The organism is Niallia alba, from assembly GCF_012933555.1.
GTDB lineage: Bacteria > Bacillota > Bacilli > Bacillales > Cytobacillaceae > Niallia > Niallia alba.
This window is the reverse complement of sequence record NZ_JABBPK010000001.1, coordinates 2,841,871-2,864,034: the sequence shown is the minus strand read 5'-3', so window position 1 is coordinate 2,864,034 and position 22,164 is coordinate 2,841,871. Positions and strand designations below refer to the sequence as shown.

Below are 22,164 nucleotides of genomic sequence, written 5' to 3'. Positions count from 1 at the left end.
TGAGAAATATTCAATAGATAGCATTTTTTCAGTGTCCATAATAATATTAGTTATTTTTACATCACTCTTAACAGATAGTAAGCTTATGAGAATACGAGTGGAAATTGTGAGAGATCAACTGTCCGTAAAGGTCCGATTGGTTCAACTAATCATCAGTGGGGGATCAAGAAATCCCCCACTGATGGAAGTTTCACTTTATTGAGGTAGAAAATGTAGTTGTTAGAGAATAAAATTAGAAATATAAAAAATTAGAAATTTCATTCGTAATAATAATTAGTGTAAATATTTGATTATAAGGGAGGACTTTCAATGAAAGAGGACACTCTATATGACAGATGGTGGCATATGCCATCAGAAAGCGAACAAAAAATGGAAGATAGCCATGGACATTTTTGGGAAAAAATAGTGGAGCGCATTGTAGAGAAAGAAAGAATTCATGATTTCTCCGTATTGGATTTTGGCTGCAATCAAGGTGGTTTTCTTCGATATTTATATGATCGTTATCCGTTTAAAGAGGGTGTAGGTACTGATTTGGGAGTTGAGTCGGTTAAGGTTGCAAATGAGCGAAAAGGTGACTTACCACTTACATATGTGGCAACTGCATCTCCTGAACAATGGGGCCAACGCTTCGATTTAGCTGTAAGTACTGCTGTTATCTATTTAATTTCTAATCTACATGAGCACGCTCAAAAAATGAAGAGAGCATTAAAGCCTGGTGGCGTATATTATGGAAGTTTCACCGATTATAGCAATAACCCGAGTCTCCCACAGATACGTGAAAAAATCAATAATGGAGGCAAGCTATCAATGAATCTTCATTCCCTTGATGATATCATTGGCGCTTTTCACGCTGAAGGATTTGAAGCAGCAATTACTCGGCTTACTCCTCAAACGTTTATACCAATATCGCGTGATGAACGGTTTTTTCAGAGTGTAAAGGATCGCGTTCAATATGAATATGAAGAGGGGTATTTGTTCCGTTTTACGGCTCCTTTATGAAAGCTATAATGTATTGGCATAGATTCTGAAAAACTAGTTAATACTGATTCAAGTTAATTATATTAGCATTCTTTTTGATGCGTACTAAAGTAATAGAGTTTTAAAAAATGTACTATTCTATCTAGAGATAGTACATTTTTTTTATTGGAAATTTATACGTCTTATAATGTATTTACTCATTGACATGGTACGCGTTTCATCCATTACACTTTAAGCAAATAGCAGAAAGCGAGGAGATAATGGTATGTTGAGTTTAATAATACTTTGCATGATTATTTATATTTTAGCTTATGTTTGCTTAAAGAAATCAGGGGAATCATTGGAAGTTACACCGATTCAATCTTTTGAAGACTATTTCATTGGTATATACAGAAAAGAGTAAAAAATGTATTCTTAGTGTATAAGTAAAAATGATATTTCGGTTTTGAAAAGGTGAAAGTATGACAAATATAAAAGATTTAGCAAAAATGGCAGGAGTTTCCGTAACGACCGTTTCTCGTGTTTTAAACAATCATCCATATGTAAGGGAAGAAAAGCGAAATGCCGTTTTAGAGGCAATTAGAGAAAGTAATTATCAACAAAATCTCAATGCCGTTCATTTAAGTAAAGAGAAAACACAAATGATTGGTGTTGTTCTTCCTTTCTCAGATCACCCTTATTTTGCATTGCTGTTAAAAGGGATCGCTAAACAAGCATTGGAAAATAATTATAAGCTTGTTCTATTTCAGACTGATTATATGGAAAGTAGAGAGTTGGAAGCACTGCAAATGTTAAAACAAAAGCAAATTGATTCTCTTATCATTTGTTCGAGAGCTTGTGGATGGTCTGTAATACAAGAATATCTATCCAATGGAACAATTGTTTTATGTGAAGACACAAAGGGCAAGGAAGTTTCTTCTACATTTGTTAACCAATATGAAATTTTCAAAGAAGCATTAACATTTTTATATAAAAAAGGTCATAAAAAGATTGGCTACTGCATTGGAAGAAAATCAGGACCAAGCAGCAGATTAAGAGCAAATGCATATCAAGAGTTTCTTTCTGATCATCATCTTCCTTATTGTGAAGAATATATTATCGATCACTGTAATTACTTTGAAGATGCCAAAAAAGTGATGGATCATTTACTAAAAATGGATAATCGGCCGACAGCTTTAATTGTGACAAGTGATCAAGTTGCGGCGGGAATTGTAACCTATTGCCAAAAACAAGGAATCAGAATACCGGAAGAACTTGCGATAATAGGATATCATAATGAACCAATTGCTAAAATGATGGAAATATCTACAATGGAAATTCCTCTTTTAGAGATGGGAAAGAACTTATTTCAACAAGCTATTAGCAAAGAAATATCTAAACAAGAAATGTTTTTTCGCTTTATAAAAAGAACAACGGTATGAACAAGTTATCTAATTTTGCTACAAATACTTCGTACTCTTCTCTTAATAGTACTTTTTATTTGATTTTATTTCAGTCCAATTTAACTCTTAAAATTGTTATGTCGACAAACGATCTATATACATTGTTGTTTACTGAAACAAAAACATCCCTATAAGTTTATGCTTAAGGGATGTTTTTTTATTTCTATTGTTTTTTGCAAATGTACTTTTTACTATTTCACTATTTTGCACTATCCGTTAATTACTAGGGGACATGAATAAGTTTTATTTTTTGATAAGGCTTTAGTAAGGAAAGAAGTGGTATATCTGCCTCCACAACCTTTCCTATAACATTGACTCGCTCGTCTGCTGGAAGTTCACATAGAGTAATCTGAACTTCTCCACGATATCGTCCATAAAGGTCATTATCTCTTGTAATCGTTCCGATTGGGCGGGCTTTTGTATTCTCCGGGAGGATATTTTCTAGGCTCCTAGTATCTATGAAGCGAAGAACATCACGGGAAAAATCAGGACGGAGCTGAAACACGCCCCCTTGATAACCCTGAATTCGGATTGAGACATAATGATGCTGGTCAAAATCTATTAGTCTATGAAGAAGTGCTTCACTTACCGCAGGATCGCCAATATAGACATCCTCAACTCCTGCCTGAAATAACTCTAATGCAGCATGATAAGGCTCTAATTGACGATGATCTTCCAATGTCGGCAGCCCGTTAAAAAGAGGGCCTCGTTTTTCCCCATCGCCTGGAATATAGGCACTAATAGGTATTTCAAAACGTCTGAATAATTCATTTTGCGATTGGAAAAAGGAATAGGATAATCCCGTTTCTTGTCTTGGGTAGAAATTATGCCAAGCTATAAGTTGATTGGCGTTCAGCCCAGCTTCTAAGAGGGCAAACAAGTCATCCTCAAGTAAAGTACTGGCATTAAGCGCAAGTTTGAAATCTTTGGAAAGTTTTAAAATCGTTTCCTTTTCAAAAAAATCATCTAATCTAAGACCAATAACTCCTAATTTTTTTAACTCAGATAAACTCTTTAATCCTAAATGGGTAGGAGTTCTTAACGAAACATCTGCAAAAACCTCGATTCCTGTTTCCACAGCTGTTTTCAAAATTTCTTTAGTCCTAGTCGCTAATTCCCCAGACTCTTCCGGAATATGAAGGGAGGTGAATGCCCGTTTTACCCCTAATTTTGTGGCGAGGGCAATTCGTTCTTCTGCTAAAGGATCCTTTAAGTAGAAGGAAATTCCAATCATTCAAACTCACCAGCCATCTCATCTTTGAAACCAAATAAATACGTAAAAATGAATCCTGCGGCATAAGCAATTAATAGCCCTACTAAATATAGAAGAACTTGACCAGTGACAACTAGGAATGCAAGTGGTATACCAGATACCCCGACAGCTATTGTTGCAACTCCAAAGGCAGCTTGGAATGCGCCGCCGACTCCTGCTCCTAAACATGCAGTTAAGAAGGGACGCCCTAACGGAAGTGTAACACCGAAAATCAATGGCTCTCCGATTCCAAGTATTCCTGCAGGAAGACCACCGGCAATAGCTCTTTTTAATCGTGTTTTCTTTGTTTTGAAGTAAATCGCAAACGCTGCACCTACTTGGGCAGCACCACCCATTGCAAGTATTGGTAGAAGAGGGTCATCACCAATGGTATTAATTAACTCTAGATGGATTGGAGTCAATCCTTGGTGTAATCCAGTGACAACTAGCGGAAGGAAGGTTGCTCCTAGAACAAATCCTGCAACAATGCCCCCAATGTCCAGTAAGGAGGTTAACCCTTTTGTAATTACATCCGAAATTAGGCCACCAAGCGGCATAAATACAACGTAAGTCACAATACCAGTAAGTAATAAAGCAACAGTTGGTGTAATGAAAAGATCTAGTGATGTTGGTACATATTTACGAACTTGTTTTTCAACTAGAGCGATAAAGATAGCTGCGAATAGAACACCAATTAATCCGCCACGACCAGGTAGCAAATCTGTGCCAAATAAATGGATTCCAGCGACAGCTGGGTTTATTATTAAGATTCCGGCAATAGCTCCAAGTGCAGGTGAACCGCCAAACTCTTTTGCTGCATTCGTACCAACTAAAATTCCAAGATATCCGAATAATCCACTCCCTATAACAGATAAAATTGTTGCAAGCTGTGAATCACCTGCCAGCCATCCTGCCTGAACAATGGCTTTTGTAATCCCTGTTATCAAACCAGATGCCACAAGGGCGGGGATTAAGGGAATGAAGATACCAGCAATTTTTCGTAAAAATAATTTAAAGGGAGTCGCATTTTTTTTATTTATTTCCGCCTTTTTGCTTGCTGCCTTTGTTTTTAAATTAATGCCACCAGCATCCTCGATTAACTTACTAAACGCTTCTGTTACTTTGTTTACTTTTCCAGGACCTAGTATAATTTGGAGTGTTTCTTCTACTACCACTCCCAGTACTCCATCAACTTTTTTTAATTCCTCCGTATTGATTACTGAAGCATCCCTCGGTGTGACACGAAGTCTTGTCATACAGTGTGTGTAGTTAACAATATTTTGGGGACCACCTAATTGTTCGAGAATCTTTTCTGCTAAAATTTTGTTGTTTTCACCAGCCATACTAAATTCCCTTCTCTCCACTATTATTTATTTTTTGCACTCACATTAAAAGCGTCCAAGCATCTCATTATTCATAGGTAAGACAGACACAATTAATAGAATACTACTTTCCTTCTTTAATAAATTGAATAGCTTCTCTGGTTTTATCAATAGAGGTAATAGTATCCTCATATTGGACTGTTGCCATTGATAGAAACAAAATATCCATGATATATAGCTGAGCAAGGCGTGATGAAGTGGCTGCACTTCGAAAAGGAGCTTCAGCTGAATATGAAGTGAACAATTTGATATCTGAGAGTGACGCAACAGACGATTGACCGTATTTTGTTAGACTGATTGTTTTAACACCATGTTTCTTGGCAAGTGACATAACTTTAATTACTTCTGGAGTTTCACCAGAATGGGAAATACCAAAGACCAAATCATCCTTGCTTGCATTACCGATTAATGTAGCGACAAGGTGTGTATCAGTAAAAGCAGTTGCATTTTTATGAATTCGGAGGAGCTTTTGTTGGGCATCTTTAGCGATAATATTGGAAGCACCAATTCCGAAAAAGTGAACATTTTGTGCAGTTGATAAGGTGTGAACAGCACGCTCCAATTCTTCATAATTAATTATTTCTTCTGAATCGCGGATGCTTTGAATACTATTACTGGTTGTTTTTTGAACAATAGAATAGAAGGATTCATCAGGTTCGATGTCACGATATCCCTGTTCAATGGGTTTTACTAAATCACCTGCAATTCTAACTTTTAAATCTTGAAAGCCATTTAAGCCTAATGATTTACAGAGCCTAATAACTGCAGCACCACTTGTACCAGCATGTGCGCCGATTTCATGAACGGTACTGTTTAATAGCATGTTTGGATTTTCAAGAATAAACGCAGCGATTTTTCGCTCAGAAGCGGGGAGTTGCTCCAACATGCTTTGTATAATTTTTAAACCACCTGCTACCAAATTGATCACCACCTTTTTATTACTTTTGGATTGCTTTTTTTACATAACCATTTGCATTTATTAATAGTTGTTCGGCTTCTTGTCTTGTTGAATCAGTTTTAAGCATGACGATTGCTGTTTTTACTTGTAAGTTTGCTTTTTCTAATGTTTCTAATGCTTGTTCATATGAAACATCTGCAATTTTGCGAATAATCCCGATTGCTCGTTCTTTAAGCTTTTCATTGCTCACATGAACATCTACCATTAAGTTTTCATAGGCTTTTCCTAACAAAATCATGGATGAGGTAGAGATCATATTTAAAATCATTTTGTGTGCAGTGCCAGATTTTAGCCGTGTAGATCCAGTAAGTACCTCTGGACCGACAATTACTTCGATTGCTTGTTCCGCTTCCTTACTGATAGCTGCATTTTTATTACATGATAGGGCAACCGTTTTTGCTCCAATCTTTCGGGCATATTGTAATGCGCCGATTACATAAGGAGTCCTGCCACTGGCAGCTATACCAATAACTGTATCTTTTTTTGAAAGACCTATATCTTTTAAATCTTTGATACCAAGATCCGGCTGATCTTCTGCCCCTTCGACCGCTTTTAAGAAGGCAGTTTCTCCACCGGCAATTAACCCTTGCACCATATTAGGTTCTGTACTGAAAGTTGGTGGACATTCAACCGCATCAAGTACTCCTAATCTTCCGCTCGTTCCTGCTCCGACATAAATGAGGCGTCCACCTAGTTTAAATGATTCATATACGAATTGGACGGCTACCTCTATTTCGGGTAAAACTTCTTTCACTGCAAGAGCCACTAATTGGTCTTGCTCATTCATCAAGCGCAATATTTCAAGTGGATTAGCTGTATCGATTTGCATGGTTTGCTCATTTCGAGATTCTGTAGTTAATAATTCAAGCTTTTCTTTCATTGTATGTACTCCTTTTCAAAGTCTATTCAAATATGAAAACGATTTCCTTAAAATGATTATAATAAAATTAAAATTAAATTTCAATAATTTATTATATAATTTAAAATGAAATTTTATTACTTATTGTTTAATATCAAGAGTATTAATATTAGATAGTTTGGCATATTTGTTCAAATAGTACTATTAAAGGAAAGGGAATTCTCTGAAACTTAACGCAATTCTAAAACGTATGTTAGACGGAGGTGTTAAAGTGATGGTTTTTCACTCGAAGATAGATCGGTTCTGTAGAATAATTTTAATGATAGTTGTTTTCATTATTGGACTTGTTACTATAGGTCCATTGTTTGTAGAGGAGGAAATAACCATATTACCTAGTTTTATTATGAGTGCCATTTTTACCTTAACTACTTCTTTTATCGCATGGATTTCATTTAGCATTAAATATGTGTTTAATGATGAGTATTTACTGGTGAAAGGTGGACCTTTTTAAAGTAAAATCCGGTATGAGGATATTACTAGCCAATATTGATAATAGCTGGAAAATCTGACCATGCGGTTGGACCACATCATCATTTATCTTTTAGAAGTAAGAATGCGAAAATTTATTCTATAAATGGTGGGCATCACCCTTATATCGAAAATCAAAAAGAATTTAAAGATGCTATCTTGGGCTATGTAAAGAGTTAAATGAAACTTGGCAATAATCTTTTGTCCCATGGTAATATGGGGAAAGAGATTTCGTTAGGAGTGAATTTCATGCTTTCTTCATTAAAAGCGATTCAAAAAGTGAAACAGGGAGATAAAGAAGTACTTCGTCAATATAAATGGCTACAGTATCTCTATCTAACAAAGGAAAAGAACATTAACTTAGAACAAGTTAATTCTCTTGAAGGAATAGAAAGTCATCCAGTTCTGTCCTATATTGAAAGAGCGCTAACCATTTTAGACAACAGTACACGAGTAAATCAAGTTGGAAAATGCATCATAGAAGAAGTGTTGATTTGGAGTGATGTCGCAAAATGTGGTTCACCATCTAAAAGAAGGTATTGGCGTGAGCGAGGATTTCAATTAGGCATACATAATATTGGTTCTGCGCAAATTTATGCAGAAGAAAAAAAGAACGTAGCAATCAACCAACGGAATTTAGCACAAGAAGAGCTCGTGTTCACACTCATTTATACGCACGGATTAACGGGACAATTTATTAGAGGAGAAGTTCGCTATTGTCAATTAGAGCCTTTAATTTTATATATGAATAAAAATACAATAGTAAACCAAGATGACATGTACAATATATTGTATGTCATGAATCAATGTATCATCGAAGCTGTTTCGCCGCAAATATGGAGAGATGTTCAAGAAGAGGTTAAAGAAATTATAGGCTCTATTTTATCAGGAAAAAGGGAGAAAGAGTTATCGTTAAAAGAACGAATAAAAAGACTAAGAAATGCCGCTATTCAAAACGGCGAAAATTTTGATATGGGGTATGAGCAATTTTTTAAGGACGAGAAGCTGAAAGCGTTGTTTCAAATATTTTTTCGCAAAACTGATATGTGGTATGTGGAGTCAGCACTTCATGATTTCACCCTTGAAGAATTTTTAAAAATCTTTCTATTAATATATCAAAAAGTCAATCCATTAACAGTAAAGCAAATCAGCTTTGAACCGTTTATGAAAGACATATATTATGACTATAAAGGCAAAAAAACAATTAATTTATATAAGAAGCGAATCATTGAGGCTTACTTGAAAGAACAAATGATGGAGAAATTAGTTGCAGGACACGATAGCAAAAATGACCATGTAGAATTAACAATTGTTCCACTTGATTCTTTAAATGAAAATATAGGAGTAGCGTTTGCTTATTCAAAAGCAGGAGAAAAATTAATTGAGTTTTGCCAAGAAGCGGAAAAATCCCCCCTTTATGAACGTGCAATTATTCTCCTATATGATTTTTTCGGTTTTCGAAAGGATGGATTTGATCGCCTGCAAAACGAGCAAAACTATCTTACCGATATGAATAATGCCAAAAATTATAAAAAGGCAATTGCCGACTATGCAGTGGGAAATAAGATGCTTGATATAGGTGCAGGCGGCGGGATCATGTTAGATATTTTATCGGATAGTCATCCTAAGGCAACAGTAATTGGCATTGATATTTCTACAAATGTTATTGAGTCATTAGAAAAAAGAAAAATAAGAGAAAAGAAAAGTTGGTATGTTAAACAAGCGGACGCACTTCAATTAAAAGAAACATTTGCGCTTAATAGTATGGATACCATTATATTCTCTTCCATTCTTCATGAGATGTATTCTTATATTCCATATAAAGGGATAAAATTTAATCCAGAGGTTATTTCCGATAGTCTAACAAGTGCATTTGAGGTATTAAAACCAGGTGGCAGAATCATTATTAGAGATGGTATTATGACAGAACCGAAAGAAGAATTAAGACAAATTGAATTTAAGCTGCCAAATGGCATGGACTTTTTTAAACGCTATGTAAATGATTTTAAAGGAAGACAGATCACTTTTGAACAAATAAACAAATCCACTATTCAATTACCGATTAATGATGCGATGGAATTTCTTTATACGTATACATGGGGAGAAGAAGCTTATCCGCACGAAGTACAAGAGCAGTTCGGCTATTTTACCCCTACAGAGTATAAAGATGTTATTCATAAGGTGATTGGAAAAAAGGGAAAAGTTCTATTGTTTGACCATTATTTACAAGATGGGTACGGAGAACATCTTTTACCGAAAGTGAAATTGATGGATGCATCCAGGAATGTAGTTAAACTTCCTGATAGTACTTGTTTTATTGTTATCGAAAAATTAAGTCGATAGGGGATTAAAATGGAATACTGGTCTTTAGTAGAAAACCCAACAGGGGAGGTTTACCAGCAATTAATAAATGTACTTTGTAGTTATTCAGATAAATTTTATTTTATTACTAGAAAAGAATTAGGTTATGACATGAAAATAATAAAGAACTTTGAACCTTATATAGTAGAGACATATAAAACAAAAAAATGGGCAAATACTATGACGGATGGTCCATCTGCAACTGTTTATGTTATTGATGTTAATCCAGAAACTTGTTTATTATTACAACAATTGGCCAATTCTTTATATGATTGGGTTTCGCCTAAATTGCCAGAAGATCTTACGTTTATAAAAAATAATCATCCCTGGTTTACAAGTACAGCACATGAAGAGTTTGCGATTTTCTCCATACGCTCGGATTATTATCGAAATATTATGAAGAAAATAGATGGCTTAACTATACAGATGGAAGAATAGTTCTAATTAAAACGAACTAAATAGAACAAATAAAAAGAATAGAAATTCACCTACTTTCACATAATGAAAAAGGATCTATTTTAACAAAGGAACCGCTATCTTCTGTATTTCATATGAATATAAAAGGTTCTTTTTATAGAAAGTAGGTGGAACTATGGATATAAACAGAGCGAGGCAAATACTTTCGTCATCAGCTGAAATAGAAGTACAGTATAATGGTGTTTCTGTTTGGATAGATGACATTAAAGAAGAAGACGCAACTGCAATCGTTCATCTTGTAGGTGGGATTGAAGAACAAACAGAAGTAGATATCGCAAGCTTGGAAGAAGTATAAAGTTCAAGAAAGACAACCACTAATATTAATAGTGGTTCGTTTTTTTTTTTTTTTTGAAATTATTAGCTCCTAATTCTCATTTCCTGGTTTTTTTTTTGATAGATAATTATTTATATCGGTAAATGTAAATATGGTAAAATAGTATTCAAATGGTTTAGAAAAAAAGAGGTGAGATACATGCAAATAAGTCTTAAAGTCTATGGTGAGCACGCAGGGATGGTATCCCATCTTATTGCTAAAAACCCGCATAATCTATATGAAAGAAAAGAAAAGGGTGGATTAGTGCGGATTGTTTTTACGAAAAACGAGGAGAGAGAAGTCAATATATTATTTTTCGTTACAGTAGATAATGTTGAATTAACGAAGAATCAAACGAATTTTTCGTCTATAACTCACTATATTAATGATAGAGAAAGCGCTGTTAGTAGTATTTTCTGCTCTGTTTTACGAAAAGCAGTAGGAACAGCACTAAATGGAAAGCCAAAAGAAGAATTTAAAGATTGGGTAAACTTTGCTTTTTCACTTGAAATTACTTTTGGGCCTCTTTCCACAAATTTATCCGAGAAAGAGATAAGGGAGCTCTTTGAACCTTTAGGATATGAAGTGAGCATCGAAAATGGAAAAGTACTTTTGCCAGCAGCTTTTCAGAAAAAAAGTTCAGCCAAGTTTATTACCTTAAAAGCAAATCAGACGATACAAGATTTCTTTCGGCATTTATTTGTATTAATTCCTGTCATGGACCAATATAAGCATTATTTTATTGATGAAAAAGAAGTCGATAAGCTAAAGCGCTACGGGGAGGGCTGGCTTTCCTCTCATCCGAAAAAAAGTTTTATTATAAAGGAATCACTTATTTTTTCAGACTTAATCGACAAATCAAGGTTATTAGATTCAAATTCTAATAACCAAAAACAAGAAACAATTGTAAAAAAGAAAAGCTTAAATCAATGGCGTTATGAGAAAATAGTTGAAACGGTAAAGATACTTCCTCATAATAGCCGGATTGTAGATATGGGTGCTGGAGAAGGAAAGTTAACTGCGCAATTAGGATTTGTTAATGGGATTAAAGAACTAATCGCTGTAGAGCCCTCCGAAAGAGAACAGCAAAAAGCTAAAAAAAGAATCGAAGCATTAGTGGACAAGCCAGATTTTCTTTTCCCAACCTTTAAATGGGGTTCTTTATTCTATTATGATAGCGAATTGGAGAATAAAGATATATTTATTCTCTGCGAAGTGATTGAACATATTGATGAAAATCGATTATTTAAGACGTTTGAAACAATTTTCACGAAATATCAGCCGTATCATTTGATTATTACAACGCCTAATCAAGATTATAATGTTGTCTATGATATGAAGGAAGCAAAAAGGCATAGCGACCATCGCTTTGAATGGACTAGACAGCAGTTTCAAGAATGGGTGAGCTATTGGCAAAATCATTCAACCTATGAGGTGCAAATAGATGGAATTGGCGAATTTGTGGAAGGATTTGGTTTTCCTACACAGATGGCTATTTTTTCAAAGAAAAGAGGTGTATAAATGAAAACGATAAGCATTCCACATAACAGTATAGTCTTATTGATTGGCCCTTCGAATAGTGGGAAATCTACGACATTACAAAATTGGGTAAGAAAAGGCTATTTGCAAGCGGAAGAAGTAATTAGTTCTGATCATTTTCGAAGATTGGTCAGTGATATTGACTTTTTAGACTGGACAAATCAGCCTAAAGAAGTAGCTGCCAATTTGATGGAAGAATATAGCCAAATATCGAGAGTAGCTTTTGATATGATGGAAAAAATGATTGGAGCAAGAGCAGCATTAAATAAGCGCTCGTTTATAGATGCAACCCATTTAAAAGAAGCAGAGCGCGAAAAATATCGACTTCTTGGTAAGCAATTTCATGTTCCAGTAATAGCAATTTTCTTCGATATTTCCTTGCCTGTTCTCCTTGAAAGAGATGAGAAACGAACTCATCCGAGAGGGAAGGGAAGAGTGAAAAGACACTTTGAAATAATGCGCCAAGAAATTCGCAAAATCCAAAAAGAGACCTACTATGCAATTTATTCTTTAAGAGAACGGGATGAGTCTGTGCAAATAGATCCAGTCGTTTCTTCTTTATATTTAAGTGCAGATAGTGGTTTGGATGTTATCGGCGATATTCATGGATGTATGGATGAATGTTACGAATTGCTTGAACGGCTGGGATACGTGAAAGAGGAGGATGGATTATTTAGACATCCAGAAGGGCGAAAGTTTGTTTCAGTAGGCGATATTATGAGTCGTGGACCAAAATCTGCCGAAGCGCTATTCTTTTTTTCTGCGCATCTAAAAAATAATCTTGCCTATATGATCGACAGTAATCATGGTTGGAAAATAGCAAGATGGCTAGACGGCAAAAAAGTGACACTAAGTCATGGTGATGAATGGATTGAAGAAGCCTTTTCTGCATTTTCTCATGAATATACGGATAAGCAGATAGAGGAAATAAGAGAAGATTGGAAAACAATACTCCTTAATGCCCCTTCTCATTATGTATTAACAAGAAATGGAATTAAAACAGCCATTATCGCCCATGCAGGTATTAAGGATAAATATATTGGAAAAGAATCTGCTGGAATTTCTGATTTTACGAGATATGGAGAAACCTTAGGGATGGATTCAGACGGAAAGCCAATTCGCGGAGACTGGTATCGAAAACATTTATCAAAAGAATTAATCATCTGGGGACATGATCCAAAGCCAGAGCCGCTCGTTGTGAATAATACGATAAATATTGATCAAGGCGTTGTTTTTGGCGGCAAGCTAACGGCTATACGCTATCCAGAAAGGGAATTTATATCAGTAAAGGCGCAACAAGATTATGCCCAAATCGAAGATAATCCATTAAAAAAGTGGCAAGAAACAAGATTAGCCTTACCAAACGTTCATCGATTTATAAATGGTTTTAGTGTATGGACAGACACATATGGAGAAATTAACTGTCCACAAAACAATGTGAAAGCAGCACTGGACAAAGTTTCTCATTATACGATTCCTATGGAAGAATTAATCTATATTCCGCCAACCATGAGCCCTACACCGAAGAGTTCGTCGATAGAAGGATATTTAGAACATCCGATAGATGCCTATCACTATTACAAAGACAATGGGATAGAACAAATGGTTGTGGAGAAAAAGCATATGGGCAGTAGAGGAATTCTTTTGTTATACAAAAATCAAGAAACAGCTGAAAAATATATCGGTAAAAAGAGCTTGGGAACTATCTACACGCGAACTGGGAGAGCTTTTTTCTCCCATGAACTAGAAGAAGAGATCCTCACTAAGCTGCACAATGATTTAACAGCTGCAAATTATTTTGAAGAGAATCAGACAGACTGGGTATTGCTTGACGCTGAAATTCTCCCTTGGAATTTAAAAGCGAAAGATTTAATTATTCAGCAATACGCTCATGTCGCTGAAATGAGCCAGATGGATAGAGACAAGATACATCAGCAGCTTCTTCTTGCACAACAAAATGGCATGGATGTTCAAAGTTGGATAGAAGAATTTGAGCAGAAACGAAAAAATGCGCAAAGCTTTAGTGAAGTATATAACCAATATTGCTGGGAGATTCAGCGTTTAGATGACATAAAAATTGCACCATTTCATTTACTTGCACATAGTAAAGAAAGCTTTTTTCTAAAAACCCATCAGTGGCATATGGAGCAAAATGAATATTTTAGTACCATAAGCAGTCTTTTTATGAAAACAGATTATATGATTGTAAATGATGAAGAATCACTGACAAAAGCAGTGAGATGGTGGGAAGAGATAACTGCAGACGGCCATGAAGGAGTTATCTTTAAACCATATCATTTCCTCGCTAGAAATCAAAAGGGCAAATTACTTCAACCGGCTATTAAAGTAAGGGGACAGAAATACCTTCAAATTATTTATGGTATGGATTATTTAGAAAAGGATCAATTACGTCGTCTTAAAGACCGAAAAACAGGAAAAAAACAGCGTAATGCCTTAAAAGAATTAGCATTAGGGTTAGAAGGAATCAATCGCTTTATACAGCTTGAATCTCTGGAACGGATTCATGAATGTGTTCTTGCTACACTGGCGCTTGAAGAAGAACCTATTGATGCAAGATTATAAGATGGAACCAGTATCCATGCAAAAAGCAAATTCAGAGGACGTTTTCATATCACTCCCTGAATTTGCTTTTTTATCTTTTAATCGCATCTATAATAAGAGAGGGAAATAAGAGTTTTTCCCCATTATTTCGTGGATCATACTTTTTTGACCGGAAAATGACGCCATCCTCCCCATCCCAGTCATTTTCATGGAAAGTTCCTTTTTCATCACAATATTCCAATAATTTAGTATCAAATCCTGCTAATTCAAACATCCGACTTAATGTTCGATAATTATGAACGATTCTATGAGTAGAGGCAGGATGATCCTTTGGGCCTGGTCCACCTACTTGAACTATTTGTTGATACGACTTATCTGGAAAGAAACCATCTGGAACAGCACAACGAATGTATCCTGAGGGCTTCAAGTATTGATAGCAAAGAAAAGCTGCTTGAACGCCTTCTTTAAAGGTTAAGTGCTCCCACACATGTTCAGCTAAAATAGCGTCAATCGAAGATTTGTTAAAGTGTATCCAGGTTGATTCATCTAGTAAATTCAATTCTTCTTCTTGTGTATATATCCAGCCAGGATTATTCCTGTATTCTCCTGCACCTATAACAAGCTTTATAGACTTTTCATTCATTTAAATTCCCCTCCTTTTTGCTTAGAAAATTTTAATTACACTATAATATATAGTTTGTAGGTCACTAGTGTTGCGTTAATTTAATTTAACTATTAAAAATACTTGAAATGTTCAATTTTATCATTTTATGCAAAGAAAAAGTCCTTTATAATGGATAAGTTAGGTGGTAACCCGTCCAAATCCACTAAAAAGGACTATCGCATGGACAAGATTACACGAAAAACTTCATTTGGACAATGGTTTTCACCAATAAATCTTCAATTATTTGAAGAAAACGTGAAAACGTTGAAATTAGATTTCTATACGAAAAAACTAACGACAGAGTCATTTCTAAAATTATTACTTTTTGCGCAGCTAGAAGAAGTCGAAAGTCTGCATGCGCTGAGCGATTGTCTTTTCGATGATCAACTGCAAAAGGGCATTGATCTTGATTCTATCAGTATTTCCCAACTCTCACGCCGTTTAAATGGCATGAATCCAGACTTATTCCAAAAGCTTTTCCTTGATTTAGTTTCACAAATTCATGCCAAAACGCACAACACGAAACTTGTGATGCCATTAAAAATCATTGATTCAAGCACATTGCCTCTCAATTTGACTAATCATAAATGGGCAAAATTCCGCAAAACAAAAGCGGGTGTTAAATTGCACTTACGCCTTGTGTTTATGGAAAAAGGTATATCCTATCCCGAAAAGGCCATTATGACAACGGCCAAAGAACATGACCGCGGTCAGCTTGAAGTAATGGTTGATGACAAGGAATGTATGTATGTGTTTGACCGTGGTTACTTAGACTACGAACGCTTTGATCGGATGACAGATGACGGCTACTTTTTCCTTTCTAGGCTGCGAAAAAACGCAGTCATACGGGAGGTTTACGATTTTAAACTACCCGAGAATACATCTGTTTTGTCGGATCAAATGGTGTTGATTGGTACGACGCAAAACCGTGCCGAAAATTACTTTCGTCTTCTAAAAGTGATTGATTCAAAAGGAAATGAGCTTCATTTAATCACAAATCGTTTTGATTTAAGTGCTGAAGAAATCTCAAAGATGTATAAATCACGCTGGGCGATTGAGTTATTTTTCAAATGGATTAAACAACATCTCCATATCAAAAAGTTTTACGGCCAAAGCGAATGGGCAATTCAGAATCAAGTGTTTATCGCACTTATTGTTTTTTGCCTGCATGTTCTCGCACAAATCGAGACAAAAAGTAAACGAAAAACCCTACAAATTAGCCGATATTTACGGGCAGCTTTGTGGAAACCAGCACATATTTGGCTTCGAAAGATTGAAGGAAAAACCATTCCTTAATAAACAAATTGTCGTCGTCTCTTAAGTCTAATTGTAAAAAAATTTCCAAATGGATGGATCCACCTTTAGTTGGGTATTTACTTTTTTGGCTCTTAACAGGGGACATATTTAAACTGAATATTCTAACAACATTTATGCAACACTAGTGTTTGTAGGTGAGCAATAAAAAAATGTTAACGAGTAACAAATGAAAAATATGACTAATGGCATAGGAACCTTCTCCTATCTATTGTAAAATAAGGGAGCAGATAAGGGATTACCTATTTTTTCTTGTAAAGATGTATGCGTATACAAAGAGAGGGGCGATTACAATGAAAAAATTTTATATTCGAAAAAATAAAGGAATTCCGCTAAAAAAGAAGCTTATTTTTTCTTTTTTAGTGATGTTATTAATTCCAAGTATCCTAATTGGTGCATTTTCCTTTTTATATGCAAATAAGCAAATGGAAAAGGACTTTATAAACAATGCAAGTACTAATTTAAACATGCTAGATACATCGATAACTAACCTAATGTCCGCAAAGGTTTATGATATCTCGGCACTGGCAGAAACGCTGACGAAGGAAACAATCGAAAAAGATTCAGCGATTATTCAGAACACAATTGAACAATATAGCCAAGTCCATCCTGAAGTCTCGAGTATCTATATAGGGACAAATGATGGAAAGCTTTTTCAGAAGTCTACAGAGGAACTCGATGATCATATGGATCCTAGATTGAGAGACTGGTATAAAGCAGCTGTTAATAAACCAGGGGAAGCCGTTATCATGGATCCTTATCTATCCCCAGTTTCTCAGAAAATGGTTATTACAATAGGAAAAACAATTGCAGACAATGCAGGAGTTATGGCCGTTACGATGAATTTAGATTACTTAGCAGAGCTATCAGGTGAGATCACGTTTGGTCAAGAAGGTTATGTTATTCTTCTTGATCAGAAGAAACGTTTTATCGTTCATCCTGATGAAAAACAAGGAGACATTGTGAAAGATGCTTTTTACGAAACGCTTTATGAGAGACAAGCTGGAACATTGGATTATTCAGCAAATAAAGTTAATCGAAAAATGGTTTATCAGACGAATAAACTGACCGGATGGAAGCTAGCTGGAACGATGGAAAAATCAGAAATTGTCAATAATTCTAGAGGTCTTTTGTATACGATTGCAGGGATATTAACAGGATCTCTTATTATTGGAGGAATAATGATGATGCTTATTGTTTCCTCTATCATCAAGCCGATAAAAAAATTAAAAGAACAAGCAATTGCAGTTAGCAAAGGTGATTTAACAACCTCCATTAATATTGCAACAAAAGATGAAATTGGCGATGTAGCGGCTGCTTTTCATACGATGCAGCATAATTTGCAACAACTTATCAAAAATATTGAACATAGTTCAGAGAATGTCGCAGCAAGTGCGGGTCAGTTAACAGCAAGCGCTAATGAAGTAACCATTGCTTCAGAGCATGTAACCAATACAATTCAACAAGTTGCAAGTGGCGCGGAAATACAGACAAAAGGGTTAGATAATAATGTAGATAATATCAAATCTGTCTTAGAAGGAACAAATCAAATTGTTGCCTTTAGTAAGAAAGTGTCCGATCTTTCAACTGGCACAATAACAAAAGCCCATGCCGGCGGAAGTTCTATTCAAGCAACACTAGAACAAATGCAAGTAATAAGTGAGACCGTAGCAGAATCAAATAAAATGATTAAAGAACTAGTCGAGCAATCCAAACATATTGGGAAGATTACAGAAAGTATTACCACAATCTCAGAACAAACAAATCTATTAGCTTTAAATGCGGCGATAGAAGCTGCCAGAGCAGGAGAGAAAGGAAAAGGGTTTGCGGTTGTTGCTAATGAAGTACGCAAACTTGCTGAGCAGTCAGGTGAATTTGCGAATAATATCTCTCAATTAATTAATAGTGTTGAGAAAACGACCGAAAATACGGTGCATCGAATGGCAGAGGTATCACTGGCAGTTCAAGCAGGGTTAAAAGTAACAGATGAATCAAATACAAGGTTTCAAGAAATCGTTCATAGTATGAAGGAAATGACACCACATATTCAACATGTTACCGATACTTCAAACGAAATGGCTATAACGTTAAATGAAGTAAGCATTTCAGCTGGTGAATTAGCCCAAATTGCTTATGATAATGCTACTTCCTCTGAAGAAGTCGTTTCTTTAACGGAAGAACAACTAGCCGCTATGGAAGAAATTTCTGGGTCGGCAAAGAACTTATCAGAGATGGCTAAAGAGCTTAGGAAGAATCTTCATCAATTTACCTATTAATCTGTCATAATTAAAATACCTCCTGCATAAAGTAACGATAGGCTTTATATGCAGGAGGTATTTTAATGAAAAAAATTAATGTTTATTTAATAAATGGGTTCCTTGGAAGCGGAAAAACAACAACTCTATTAAAATGCATGGAGTATTTTAAGGGGAAGAATAAAAAGTATGCGATTATCCTTAATGAACTTGGTGAAACAAATATAGAAAAACACCTATTTAAAGATGAGTCACTCTATGAACTGTTAAATGGCTGTGTATGCTGCTCCATCAAAGAGGATTTAAGAACAACGCTCGATGAACTGGCAGAGACATTACATAAAGAAAACATTGAAGTCGTTTTATTAGAAGGTACAGGAGTAGCAAATCCTTCCGAAATAATGGAGACATTTAATGAAAAGCAATATAGGGAAGTTTTTGAGATTGCTGAAAGTATTTGTTTGATTGATAGTTTGCATTTTACGGAATATACGAGTGTTTTTTCGAGTAGCAAAGAAGTGAGACAGCTGCAAAAAGAGCAAATTGAAAACGGAACAGTACTTGTCCTAAATAAAGTTGATCAGCTTTCTAGAAAACTTGCTATTGAAAAGGTTGAAAAGCGAATTAGAAAATTAAATGCTGAAGCACCATTACTATATAGTAATTATGGAAATGGTGTAACGGAGTATCTAGAAAGCCAGCAAAAAAACAGCAAGATCAAAGAACGTTCCATTTCTGGTCACCATCATCACCATCACCACCACCATATTAAAGCAATAAAAGTGGAGCAGACAACTGCAATGACGAAAAGAGAACTAAGAGATTTCTTGAAAAGCAATCAAGATAAATTACTTCGTGCCAAAGGGACAATCAAAAATAGTGATGATCAATCATGGTATCATTTTCAATATGCTTCTGGATTGCTAGAATGGCAAAAAGTTAACGAATATCTTCCGAATCGAAAAGGCGAGATTATTTTAATAGGAGAACGATTATCTGAGAAAGTTACTATATAAATTTTTTTCTAAGTGTATCTTATCGAATCTATCATAAGATACACTCATTTTTTGCATAGATAGAATAGGACAAGCATAGACATGTAATAAGTGATTGTAAAAGGTCGAACGATGGAAGAAAAGGAGTATGCTATGTCTATCCCAACACGTGTAAAAGATATTCTTATATTTGGCTTGTTTCTGGCTATGATGTATTTATTTTTTTTCGGAGATATTTACGTTGCGAATAAATGGAATTTCGTATTGCCAGATCAGATAAAAACCATTTTTGTTTTATTTCTTGGAATTATGCTTGAGGCCCTACCATTTTTATTATTAGGAGCAATTGCCTCTTCTGTTATTAATCTATATATTTCTGAGGAGTATATTGCTAGAATCATGCCCAAAAATCCATTTGCAGCTATAGGTGTCGCATTAATTGCTGCAGTAATTACTCCTGTGTGTGAATGTGCGATTATCCCAGTTGTGCGCAGGCTTATTCAAAAAGGAATTCCTGTCCATATCGGTGTCGTTCTCTTAATGGGAGCACCAATCCTTAATTTTATCGTGTTTGGCAGTACTTATTATGCCTTCCAAAATAATTTATCGATTGCATACGGACGTTTTATTATTTGTATCTTGGCAAGCATCATTGTGAGTATCATCGTATATATGCTTTTTTCGAAACAAAAGGTATTAAAAACACACAGAGAAGATTTAATGGCAGTTGTTCCTATTAATGAAAATAAAGGTGATTCCAAGTGGAAAGGGATCTTACATCATACATGCCATGAATTCTTTACGATTGGCAAATATTTTATTATTGGAGCAGTATTTGCTAGTGTTGCACAAGTTTATTTAAAAGATAGTTATATAATGCAAGCTGGAGAATCATCAATCGAAGGCACCGCTGTGATGATGGGACTAGCATATGTGTTATCGCTTTGCTCTGAGGCAGATGCTTTTGTTGCAGCTTCCTTCTCAAAGATGTTTACACCTGAAGCAATTATTGGATTTTTAGTGTTTGGACCTATTCTTGATTTTAAAAATACTTTCGTTATGATGGCTTCATTTCGGATAAAGTTTGTCCTGCTATTTATTTTGATTGTTACGATTGTTGTCTTTATACTTTCTTTAGTATCAGGATTGTTTTTGGCATAAATTACAAATATAAGGAGGGAAAACGATGAAAATCAAATGGAGTCCAACCTGGCAATTGGCAAACGAACTGCAAGGAATTGTGTTGATTGGCTTCAGTCTCCTTATTTTTAAATTAATGGTGACAGGAGAGGTAGTGCGACTTGTTGCCCCGAAGATGGTGCCATTGTTATATATAACCATGGCCCTGTTATTTTTGCTTGGATTTTTTAGATTGCTTAACAGTAATTTAAAGGGGGCTGATTGTGATTGTGATGTGTGCGACGAAAATGCCTCTTTAATGAATCTTACTTTTTCTTATTTATTATTTTTTAGCCCTTTATTTTTGTTTTTCACCCAACAAGATATGTCCATTAACAAAAGCATTCTCCCAAATACTCAATTTGAGCATGGTCAAACTTTTTCTGTTAGTCAAGTTAATAACGAAGCAGCAAATGATGAAGATATGATTGCAATAGAGGACGATAATTATTTACAAACGATGGACATGATTAATACAAATTTGGACAATTTAGTTGGGAAAGAAATAATGATTACAGGTTTTATCCATCGAGAGGAATCGTTTACCGACAAACAAGCAGTTATTGCCAGATATGTGATGACTCATTGTATCGCTGATCTTGGGTTGTATGGCTATTTGATTGAGGGAGAAGTAAATGAATTACAAAATGAACAGTGGTATGTGATAAAAGGAAAATTGGAGAAAAAGGAATACGAAGGTCAGTTAATGCCAGTTATTAAGGTCGAAAAGGTAGAAGTGACGGAAGAACCTGAGGAAGAATACTTATATGCATTAGACTATTAGCCTACAATTCTTGCATTATTCCTATTTTTTCGCTAAAATTTAGATGAAATCAATTGAATACGTAGCGGGAGCTTGTGGAAACAGGCTGAGAGTATGGCTATTTGCTGCCATTGACCGGATGAACCTGTTGGATAATGCCAGCGTAGGGAGGTGTATGAAATAGACGAACACTTTGCTTAGGCGTAGTGTTTTTATTTTTGTCATAATTACTGACAACTAGCACGCCGCTTCCTTTTTATAACGCGTGCAAAACGTTACAGTCAGTTATGGCTTTTTTTAGTTTGCATTCCTTTACATTGTATGAATATTGCGAGCAATCAAG

The 22,164-nt window shown here is 35.3% G+C and carries 19 protein-coding genes and 1 riboswitch; of the genes, 14 read left to right on the top strand and 5 right to left on the bottom strand.

Annotated features, from left to right (window positions below):
• Nucleotides 1–309: 309 nt before the first annotated feature.
• The 3 genes from HHU08_RS13695 (at nt 310) to HHU08_RS13685 (ending at nt 2,399) form a co-directional block, all read left to right on the top strand.
• Nucleotides 310–999 carry a class I SAM-dependent methyltransferase gene (locus HHU08_RS13695; RefSeq protein WP_101731069.1) on the top strand — a complete coding sequence of 230 codons (690 nt, stop codon included), beginning with the start codon at nt 310–312 and terminating at the stop codon, nt 997–999.
• Nucleotides 1,000–1,243: 244 nt separating this feature from the next.
• The gene (locus HHU08_RS13690) at nt 1,244–1,381 is read left to right on the top strand and encodes a hypothetical protein (RefSeq protein WP_169188682.1); all 138 of its coding nucleotides are present in this window, start codon (nt 1,244–1,246) and stop codon (nt 1,379–1,381) included.
• 58 nt (nt 1,382–1,439) lie between these two features.
• On the top strand, nt 1,440–2,399 hold the full coding sequence (locus HHU08_RS13685; protein WP_169188681.1) for a LacI family DNA-binding transcriptional regulator: 960 nt from the start codon (nt 1,440–1,442) through the stop codon (nt 2,397–2,399).
• 244 nt (nt 2,400–2,643) lie between these two features.
• Here the strand turns inward: HHU08_RS13685 and HHU08_RS13680 are convergent, their stop codons facing one another.
• The 4 genes from HHU08_RS13680 to murQ all read right to left on the bottom strand — a co-directional run bounded on the left by HHU08_RS13680 (nt 2,644) and on the right by murQ (nt 6,892).
• A complete protein-coding gene (locus HHU08_RS13680) occupies nt 2,644–3,654 on the bottom strand; it encodes a MupG family TIM beta-alpha barrel fold protein (protein WP_169188680.1) in 1,011 nt (336 codons plus the stop codon).
• On the bottom strand, nt 3,651–5,015 hold the full coding sequence (locus tag HHU08_RS13675) for a PTS transporter subunit EIIC (RefSeq protein WP_169188679.1): 1,365 nt from the start codon (nt 5,013–5,015) through the stop codon (nt 3,651–3,653). Before HHU08_RS13675 ends, HHU08_RS13680 begins: the two co-directional genes overlap by 4 nt.
• Nucleotides 5,016–5,118: 103 nt before the next feature.
• The gene (locus tag HHU08_RS13670) at nt 5,119–5,973 is read right to left on the bottom strand and encodes a MurR/RpiR family transcriptional regulator (protein ID WP_169188678.1); all 855 of its coding nucleotides are present in this window, start codon (nt 5,971–5,973) and stop codon (nt 5,119–5,121) included.
• Between the two features lie 19 nt (nt 5,974–5,992).
• Nucleotides 5,993–6,892 (bottom strand): N-acetylmuramic acid 6-phosphate etherase, encoded by a 900-nt coding sequence (gene murQ / locus HHU08_RS13665; RefSeq protein ID WP_169188677.1) that lies wholly within the window; start codon nt 6,890–6,892, stop codon nt 5,993–5,995.
• Nucleotides 6,893–7,142: 250 nt separating this feature from the next.
• Between murQ and HHU08_RS13660 the strand changes: the two genes are divergently transcribed.
• From HHU08_RS13660 to HHU08_RS13630, 6 genes are all read left to right on the top strand, one after another.
• Nucleotides 7,143–7,382 (top strand): hypothetical protein, encoded by a 240-nt coding sequence (locus HHU08_RS13660; protein WP_169188676.1) that lies wholly within the window; start codon nt 7,143–7,145, stop codon nt 7,380–7,382.
• 266 nt (nt 7,383–7,648) lie between these two features.
• Nucleotides 7,649–9,742: a class I SAM-dependent methyltransferase gene (locus tag HHU08_RS13650; protein ID WP_169188675.1), complete on the top strand. Its 2,094-nt coding sequence runs from the start codon at nt 7,649–7,651 to the stop codon at nt 9,740–9,742.
• A 9-nt stretch (nt 9,743–9,751) separates the two neighbouring features.
• Entirely contained in the window at nt 9,752–10,198 is a 447-nt protein-coding gene (locus HHU08_RS13645; protein WP_016203589.1) for a hypothetical protein, read from the top strand.
• Between the two features lie 154 nt (nt 10,199–10,352).
• The gene (locus HHU08_RS13640) at nt 10,353–10,532 is read left to right on the top strand and encodes an H-type small acid-soluble spore protein (protein WP_016203590.1); all 180 of its coding nucleotides are present in this window, start codon (nt 10,353–10,355) and stop codon (nt 10,530–10,532) included.
• Nucleotides 10,533–10,709: 177 nt separating this feature from the next.
• Nucleotides 10,710–12,071, top strand: a complete 1,362-nt coding sequence (locus tag HHU08_RS13635; protein WP_169188674.1) for a 3' terminal RNA ribose 2'-O-methyltransferase Hen1 — start codon at nt 10,710–10,712, stop codon at nt 12,069–12,071.
• Nucleotides 12,072–14,672: a polynucleotide kinase-phosphatase gene (locus HHU08_RS13630; RefSeq protein ID WP_169188673.1), complete on the top strand. Its 2,601-nt coding sequence runs from the start codon at nt 12,072–12,074 to the stop codon at nt 14,670–14,672.
• A 70-nt stretch (nt 14,673–14,742) separates the two neighbouring features.
• Here HHU08_RS13630 and HHU08_RS13625 read toward each other — a convergent pair whose 3' ends face one another.
• Entirely contained in the window at nt 14,743–15,294 is a 552-nt protein-coding gene (locus HHU08_RS13625; protein WP_016203593.1) for a class I SAM-dependent methyltransferase, read from the bottom strand.
• 201 nt (nt 15,295–15,495) lie between these two features.
• Between HHU08_RS13625 and HHU08_RS13620 the strand changes: the two genes are divergently transcribed.
• The 5 genes from HHU08_RS13620 (at nt 15,496) to HHU08_RS13600 (ending at nt 21,842) form a co-directional block, all read left to right on the top strand.
• A complete protein-coding gene (locus HHU08_RS13620; RefSeq protein WP_100525938.1) occupies nt 15,496–16,611 on the top strand; it encodes an IS4 family transposase in 1,116 nt (371 codons plus the stop codon).
• Nucleotides 16,612–16,922: 311 nt separating this feature from the next.
• The gene (locus HHU08_RS13615; RefSeq protein ID WP_016203594.1) at nt 16,923–18,905 is read left to right on the top strand and encodes a methyl-accepting chemotaxis protein; all 1,983 of its coding nucleotides are present in this window, start codon (nt 16,923–16,925) and stop codon (nt 18,903–18,905) included.
• 65 nt (nt 18,906–18,970) lie between these two features.
• Nucleotides 18,971–19,900, top strand: coding sequence for a CobW family GTP-binding protein (locus HHU08_RS13610; RefSeq protein ID WP_169188672.1), 930 nt, complete (start codon nt 18,971–18,973; stop codon nt 19,898–19,900).
• Nucleotides 19,901–20,032: 132 nt separating this feature from the next.
• Nucleotides 20,033–21,040, top strand: coding sequence for a permease (locus tag HHU08_RS13605; protein ID WP_101731389.1), 1,008 nt, complete (start codon nt 20,033–20,035; stop codon nt 21,038–21,040).
• A 25-nt stretch (nt 21,041–21,065) separates the two neighbouring features.
• A complete protein-coding gene (locus tag HHU08_RS13600) occupies nt 21,066–21,842 on the top strand; it encodes a TIGR03943 family putative permease subunit (RefSeq protein ID WP_016203597.1) in 777 nt (258 codons plus the stop codon).
• 54 nt (nt 21,843–21,896) lie between these two features.
• Nucleotides 21,897–22,008, top strand: a riboswitch (TPP riboswitch).
• The last annotated feature ends 156 nt before the right edge of the window (nt 22,009–22,164 follow it).